Origin of the sequence: Mesorhizobium intechi (assembly GCF_002879535.1) — a bacterium.
GTDB classification, from domain to species: Bacteria; Pseudomonadota; Alphaproteobacteria; order Rhizobiales; family Rhizobiaceae; genus Mesorhizobium; species Mesorhizobium intechi.
Genome location: NZ_PNOT02000390.1, coordinates 1 through 7,065 on the forward strand (window position 1 = coordinate 1; position 7,065 = coordinate 7,065).

The 7,065-nt window shown below is 63.0% G+C and carries 6 protein-coding genes; 3 read left to right on the plus strand and 3 right to left on the minus strand.

From position 1 onward, the window contains the following. A partial coding sequence (locus C1D09_RS32605; protein WP_143978025.1) for a glycine C-acetyltransferase occupies positions 1-818 on the minus strand: 818 nt, incomplete at its 3' end. A 308-nt stretch (positions 819-1,126) separates the two neighbouring features. Between C1D09_RS32605 and C1D09_RS32610 the strand changes: the two genes are divergently transcribed. Beyond that, complete coding sequence (locus tag C1D09_RS32610) at positions 1,127-3,196, plus strand: putative bifunctional diguanylate cyclase/phosphodiesterase (protein WP_143978026.1); 2,070 nt, start codon at positions 1,127-1,129, stop codon at positions 3,194-3,196. 103 nt (positions 3,197-3,299) lie between these two features. Then, a complete protein-coding gene (locus C1D09_RS32615) occupies positions 3,300-4,004 on the plus strand; it encodes a polysaccharide deacetylase family protein (RefSeq protein ID WP_246135970.1) in 705 nt (234 codons plus the stop codon). A gap of 18 nt (positions 4,005-4,022) precedes the next feature. On the opposite strand, the gene C1D09_RS32620 is transcribed toward C1D09_RS32615, so the two are convergent. Next, positions 4,023-4,451: a MarR family winged helix-turn-helix transcriptional regulator gene (locus C1D09_RS32620; protein WP_143978028.1), complete on the minus strand. Its 429-nt coding sequence runs from the start codon at positions 4,449-4,451 to the stop codon at positions 4,023-4,025. A 125-nt stretch (positions 4,452-4,576) separates the two neighbouring features. Here C1D09_RS32620 and C1D09_RS32625 point away from each other — a divergent pair, with 125 nt between their 5' ends. Beyond that, complete coding sequence (locus C1D09_RS32625) at positions 4,577-4,984, plus strand: hypothetical protein (protein WP_143978029.1); 408 nt, start codon at positions 4,577-4,579, stop codon at positions 4,982-4,984. A 160-nt stretch (positions 4,985-5,144) separates the two neighbouring features. Here C1D09_RS32625 and C1D09_RS32630 read toward each other — a convergent pair. Then, positions 5,145-7,065 (minus strand): oxidoreductase (locus C1D09_RS32630; protein WP_143978030.1); only part of this gene is annotated, 1,921 nt, incomplete at its 5' end.

Genomic DNA, 7,065 nt, shown 5'->3' on the forward strand with positions numbered 1-7,065 from the left:
GTGTTGGAGAACAGATAGGGTCGCGAGCGCTGGCGCAGCCAGTCGACCACTTGCCTCTTGCCTGAGGTGTAGCCGCCGGAAGCGCCGCCGAGCGCCTTGCCGAGCGTGCCGGTGATGATGTCGACCCTGCCCTCGACGCCGCAATGCTCGGCCGAGCCGCGGCCGTTTTTGCCGACGAAGCCGACCGCATGGCTGTCGTCGACCATGACCATGGCATCGTATTTGTCGGCAAGGTCGCAGACGCCCTTGAGGTTGGCGATGATGCCATCCATCGAAAACACGCCGTCGGTGGCGATCAGCCGGAAGCGGCAATCCCTGGCTTCCCGCAGCCGCGCCTCGAGATCGGCCATGTCGTTGTTGGCGTAACGGAAACGCTTGGCCTTCGACAACCGGACGCCATCGATGATCGAGGCATGGTTCAGCGCATCCGAGATGATCGCGTCTTCCTCGCCAAGCAGCGTCTCGAACAAGCCGCCATTGGCGTCGAAGCAGGAGCCATAGAGGATGGTGTCTTCCAGGCCAAGGAAGGATGAGATCGTCGCTTCGAGCTCCTTGTGTTCCTCCTGCGTGCCGCAGATGAAGCGCACCGACGCCATGCCGTAGCCATAGCGGTCCAGAGCCTGCGCGGCCGCCTGTCGCAGGTCGACGCTGTCGGCGAGGCCGAGATAGTTGTTGGCGCAGAAGTTCAGCACCTTCTCGCCACCGACCTCGATCTGCGCCGACTGCATCGAGGAAATCACCCGCTCGGACTTGTAGAGGCCGGCCGATTTGAGCCCGGCAAGCTCGCTGTCGATATGGGAGAGAAATGCTGCAGTCATGATCGGGCCTCGTTTGACGTGGCCAGACTGTCGTCCCGCCCGCGCAAAAAATCCATCGCAAAAGCGACCGGATGGGGTGGCCGGGCAGCATCGGACGCGACGCACGGGCATGGCCCAGGCCACCCGTCGGGAACACTTGCGCCAACCAATGTTCAAATGCGGGCCGGCGGCGAAAGGAGCCGATAACCATTTCGCGATCTTTCCGCGCCTTCCCCTTGTCGTCAGGCGGTCGGTTTCCAGTCCTGTTAACGTTTGCGGTTCAATGGTTGTCATACAGGAATCCGTTGGCGAGAGGACCGCCCCCGAACATGTCGCAGCAGCCGGTGCAAACCGTTTCAGGCAAGCTCATATTGCTGATCAAGGCCGGCTATTGGCTGGCGCTGCTGATCATTGCCGCCATGGTGGCGGCCTCCTTCGTCTTGCTGCAGCAGACGATGGCCACGCAGCAGCACAACAACACCTTGCTCGACATTGTCGGCACGCAGAAGACCTTATCGCAGCGCATCGTCTTCCTGGCCGGTGCAACGGGTGCCGCCTCGCGCGACAAGAGGCCGGCATTAGTCAGCGCACTGAAGCAGGCCACCGCCGAGTTCGAGACCAATTACGATCTGCTGCTCAAGCAGACCGGCGCGGATCCGCAATCGCCGGCCAAGTTCGATGGGAAGTCGATCGAGAGCGTGCTTTTCGCCAAACCCTTCCATCTCGACTATTTCTCGGTTGGGCTGATTGCCAATGGCGACCGTCTGATCTCGGCCTTTGAATCGCAACTCAGTCTCGACAATGACGGCTACAAAGGCGGAGCCGAACGCGTCAACCTCGATGCCTCGGTCGCCAACGCCACCTTGTCGGGCTATGCCGCGCTCGGACAGCGCATCAGTGCCGATGCCGACGAGCGTTCGGAAAAGCTGCTCGCCCTGCACCGCACCTTGTTCTACGCCACACTCGGCGTCATCCTGCTGGTGGCGCTTTTCATCTTCAGGCCGATGTCGAACGCCATCCTGCGCAAGACGCGTGAGCTGGTCGATGCGCGCAATTCGATGGCCTTCATCGCGGTTCATGACGGCCTGACCGGGCTGCACAACCGAACCTTCCTGACCGATCATTTCGACACTCTGATCAAGGGCGCGCATCGCCGGCGCGAACGGCTGGCGGTGGTCCAGATCGACCTAGACCGCTTCAAGCAGATCAACGATACGCTCGGCCACGCCGCCGGCGACTATGTCCTGGTCGTCACGGCCCAGCGCATGCGCGATTCCTGCCGGGCGTCGGATCTGTGCGCGCGGCTCGGTGGCGACGAATTCGTGATGATCCTCAACGGCGCGGGCAGCACCGAAGACATCAACACGCTCGCGCGACGTATCCTGGCGCACATCAACGAGCCGATCGTCTTCCAGGGCACCACCATTCTTCCGGGCGCCAGCGGCGGCATCGCCGTCTATCCGGTCGACGCCGACAACGCACAGGACCTGCTTGTCCATGCCGATCTGGCGCTTTACTCCGCCAAGAAAATGGGTGGCGGCAACTTTTCGTTCTTCTCGGAGGAGTTGCGCCGCGAGCTCGACTACCGCAAGCAGCTCGAACACGACATCAAGGTCGCCATCTCCGAGCGGGCATTCCAGGTCTATTTCCAGCCGCAGGTCTCCTTGACCGACGGCACGATCAGCGGCATCGAGGCCCTGGTGCGATGGAACCATCACGAGCGCGGCATGATTTCGCCGGGCGAATTCATTCCGGTCGCCGAGAAATGCGGCTTCATGCCGGAGATCGGCCGCATCGTCATCAGCAAGGCGATTAACGAAGCCGCCGAATGGAACCGCGCCGGGATTGCCTTCGGCCGGCTTGCCGTCAATGTCTCGGGCACCGAGCTGCGCGAGCACGATTTCGATGCCTTCCTGTTCGAGACGCTGGAAAAGGCCGGACTGCCGCCGCAGAAACTGTCGCTGGAAATCGTCGAATCCGTCATTCTCGACGATGAGAAGACAGGAATCGCGGCGAAACTGCGTCACATCAGGGCCGCCGGCGTCCACCTGGAGCTCGATGATTTCGGCACCGGCTATGCGTCGCTCAGCCACGTCAATCCCAATGAGATCGACCGCCTCAAAATCGACCGCCGCTTCGTCCAGAACATCCACGAGAACGGCGACAACTCGAAGATCGTGCGCGCCATCACGGAGCTTGCCCGCGGCCTTGGCATCTCCATCGTCGCCGAGGGCGCTGAAACCGAGGCCGAACTCGACTCGCTGATGGCGATCGGCTGCGACCAGGTACAGGGCTATTCCATCGCCTTCCCGATGCCGCAGGACAAGGCGCTGGAATGGCTGACCGCGCGCATGCCGAAGAAGGCCAAGCTGAGGGTCTTGCAGGGCAGCCTGTCGTAGCGCCCGGCTTGACAACCAGCCGCTGAAATGGCGGCCTGTCGCAAGTGCAACAGGATCGCTGAAGCCAATGACATTCTTTCGGTTGGTCCTGGCAGCCGTTCTGATGTCCGCGCTGCCCGCCCATGGGGCGGATCGCACCATCTACCTCACCTTCGACGACGGCCCGTTGAACGGCACCAGCAACATCCTGGACGTGCTTCAGGCAGAGCGGGTTTCGGCAACACTTTTCATGGTCGGCATGCATGCCGAGGCCACTGCGTCCAACAAGGCGCTGGTGCGGCGCGCCAAGGCGATGCCGCTGGTGACGATCGGCAACCACAGCTACAGCCACGCCTACAATCACTACCGGCACTTCTATGGCGATACTGAAGGGGTGGTTGCCGACATGCTCATGGCGAATGCCGTGCTGGGCCTGAAGCCCGCGGTGCATGCACGACTGCCGGGGCGCGATGTGTTCCGGCTGCCCTCTATGTCAAAGGACGACAACTCGCTCGGCCCGGCGCAAGCCGGGCGCGAGGATCCCGACTACGAGTTCGTCGCCGCTTCCGGCTTCTATCTCTATGGCTGGGACCACGAGTGGGTGCACAAGGACAGCGGCGAGCCCGTACAGAGCGTCGACCATCTGGTCAGCGAGATCGATCACCTGTTCGGCTATGGCCACTTCGCCAAACCGCGCAGGCTGATCCTCTTGATGCATGACGAGATGTTCCAGGACGGTTTTGACGGCAAGACGAAGCTTACCGACCTGATCACCGCGCTGAAGCTGCGCCATTACGCCTTCGGAGCGATCCCGAACTATGACAACTGAGCCGATGGTTCGGCATTCCTAGCTTACGACATTGTCGCGCAGCGCCGCCAGCACCTGCGCAAACTCCGCCAGGCGCTCGTCTGGCAGCCCCGTGCGAAGCCGCTTGTCGAAGGCAAGCGCGGCCTGTCGCAACCTCTCGAACAGTGCTTCTCCCGCTTCCGTCAATTCGACCAGATGGACCCGGCGGTTGACGGGATCGCGGCGGCGCGTCAACAGGCCCTGTGCTTCCATCGCATTGAGATGGTGGGTCAGCGTCGCGCCCTGGATGCCGATCATGCCGGCAAGTTCGCGCTGATTGGCGAGTTCGCTCGATTTGACCGACAGCAGCGTCAGCCAGACCGGCAAGGTGCCGCCCGCTTCGACCAAAGCGGCGTCGAAGGCCTGGGCGACAAGCTTGGCGGTGCGGCCGAGATTCATGCCGATTGGCGGGCGTTCAAAAGGCGTCATTGCCGGACATTAGACGGTGTTTTTCCCAGATGGAACTGACTCCCGCATTATACATTGACATCGAAACGTTCGATATCTAATTATTAGATGTCGCGTACGAGAGAGAGAGAGAGAGGAGAGCCGTCATGCAATATGTCTACATCGTCGTCATCGGTCTTCACGTCATGGCAGGCGTGTTCTGGGCTGGCACCACCATCACGCTTGCCCGCGATCCAGAGATCAAGGCGGAACGCTTCATCCAGCCGCAAATGGGCGCGGCCGGTATGGTTTTCCTGACCGGGGCTCTGCTGTGGTATTTCTTCCATGGCGCATATTTCGGCTCGATGGAAATGGTGCTGGCGCTGGGTATCCTGGCCGCCTTCGCCGCCGCCGGCGTGCTGGGCGCCATGGTCAGGGCGCCCAGCCGGCGGCTTGCCGGCGCCAATGGGGAGATCGAAACGCAACTGCGCGCCCGAATGGCCTTGGGCGAACGCATCGCTGCATGGCTGCTGGTGGTCACGGTGCTGTGCATGGCGATCGCCAGGATGGTCTGAGCACCGGCCGCGCCAAAAAGCTCGGAGATCGCACGTTACCCGGCAATGAGCCAATGACGTGCGGGCGCGCGGCCCGGCCAGGCATACATGGGCTCTCGTATGCAGGACCGACCGCGCGCCACCAACAGCACAAATTGCGCCAGCCTGAGCGGGCCTTGCATCAGAACCGCAAGCCGAACCTGATGCCGTCATAAATGGCGGCGTGAATGTTACGAGAAGCGACCGCATCGCCGATGCGCAACAGCACGAAGCCTGCCTCGGGGTTGCGTGTCGGGAAAATATCGCCGCCGCCGACCAGACGTTCATAGTCGATCGCGCCGCGATTCTTCGAAAGCGGCTTCAGGCCGAGGTAGAGATCGTCGAGCGGCGCCGTGCCGTGCTCGACCACCACCTGGTCGACCCTGCGTTCCCCGCGCCAGCCGTCGGCAAAGTCCGAAGCGAGTTCGGCGACCAGTTGGTTGCCCTCGCGCCGCACCGAGCGCAGGCGCGTGTTGATGGTGATGGTGACGCCCTTCTCCTGGAAAACGCGCATATACGGCACGTGGTTCATGCCGCCCATTTCGGGGGCAAAGAAGCGCTCGGGCGAAACCAGCTCCAGCCTCGCACCGCCGTTGGCGATCAGTTCGGCCGCCCCCATGCCCTGATGGCCGCCATTGTCGTCAAAGAGCAGCACGTTCTCGGCCGGCTTGACGCTGCCGGCCATGATGTCCCAACTCGACGTGACGAGACTGTCGCCGGCCGTCAACGGCGGGTTCCGCGGCAGGCCGCCGGTGGCGACCACCACCACATCAGGTGCCAGTGCAAGAACATCGTCCTTTTCCGCCCAGGTGTCATAGCGGATCTCGACGCCGAGCCGATCGAGTTCGGCCAGCCGCCAGTCGATGATGCCGATCAGCTCCCTGCGGCGCGGATTCTGCGTTGCCAGACGGACCTGGCCACCGGCCTGCGAGGATGCCTCCAGGATCGTGACCTGGTGGCCCCGCTCGGCCGCGACACGCGCCGCCTCCAGTCCGCCGGCCCCGGCACCGACGACGACGACTTTCCGCTTCGGCCGTTCGGTTTTGACGATTATGTGCGGAATCTCGGCCTCGCGGCCGGTCGCCGCGTTGTGAACGCAGAGCGCCTCGCCGCCTTCATAGATGCGGTCGAGGCAATAGGTGGCGCCGACACAGGGACGGATCTCGTGCTCGCGGCCCTCCATCACCTTCCTGATGATGTGCGGATCGGCGATATGCGCACGGGTCATGCCGACCATGTCGAGCTTGCCGGTGGCGATCGCATGGCGCGCGGTGGCGACATCGGAGATGCGCGCCGCGTGAAAGGTCGGGAACTTTGTCGCCGCCCTTACCTCGCCGGCAAAATCGAGATGCGGCGAAGACCGCATGCCGGTCACCGGAATGACCTTGGTCAATGCCGCGTCGCTCTCGATCGAACCGCGGATGATGTTGAGGAAATCGACCTTGCCGGAGCCGGCCAGCCGCCTGGCGATCTCGACGCCTTCCTCCTTCGACAGGCCTTGCGGAAAATCCTCGTCGGCGACCATGCGGATGCCGACGACGAAGTTTTCGCCGACCGCCGCCCGCACGGCATCCAGCACCATGTTGGTGAAGCGCAGGCGATTGTCCAGCGAGCCGCCATACTCGTCATCGCGATGGTTGGTGGCGGGCGACCAGAAGCCATCCATCAAATGGCCATAGGCCTCGAACTCGATGCCGTCGAGGCCGGCGGCCTGACAGCGCTGCGCGGCCGACGCATAGTCGGCAACGATGCGTTCGATATCCCAGTCCTCGATGGTTTTTGGGAAGGCGCGGTGCGCCGGCTCGCGCACCGGCGAGGCCGAGAGCACCGGCAGCCAGTCGGCCTTGTTCCAGCCGGTTCGGCGGCCAAGATGGGTGATCTGGATCATCACCTTGCAGTCATGCTCGTGGCAGGCCTCGGCGAGTTCGGCCAGCCACGGCACGATGCGGTCATCATAGACATGCAGATTGCCGAAGGCCGCGGGACTGTCGCGCGAAACGATCGCCGAACCGGCGGTCATGGTCAGCGCCATGCCACCCCTGGCCTTCTCGGCATGGTAGAGC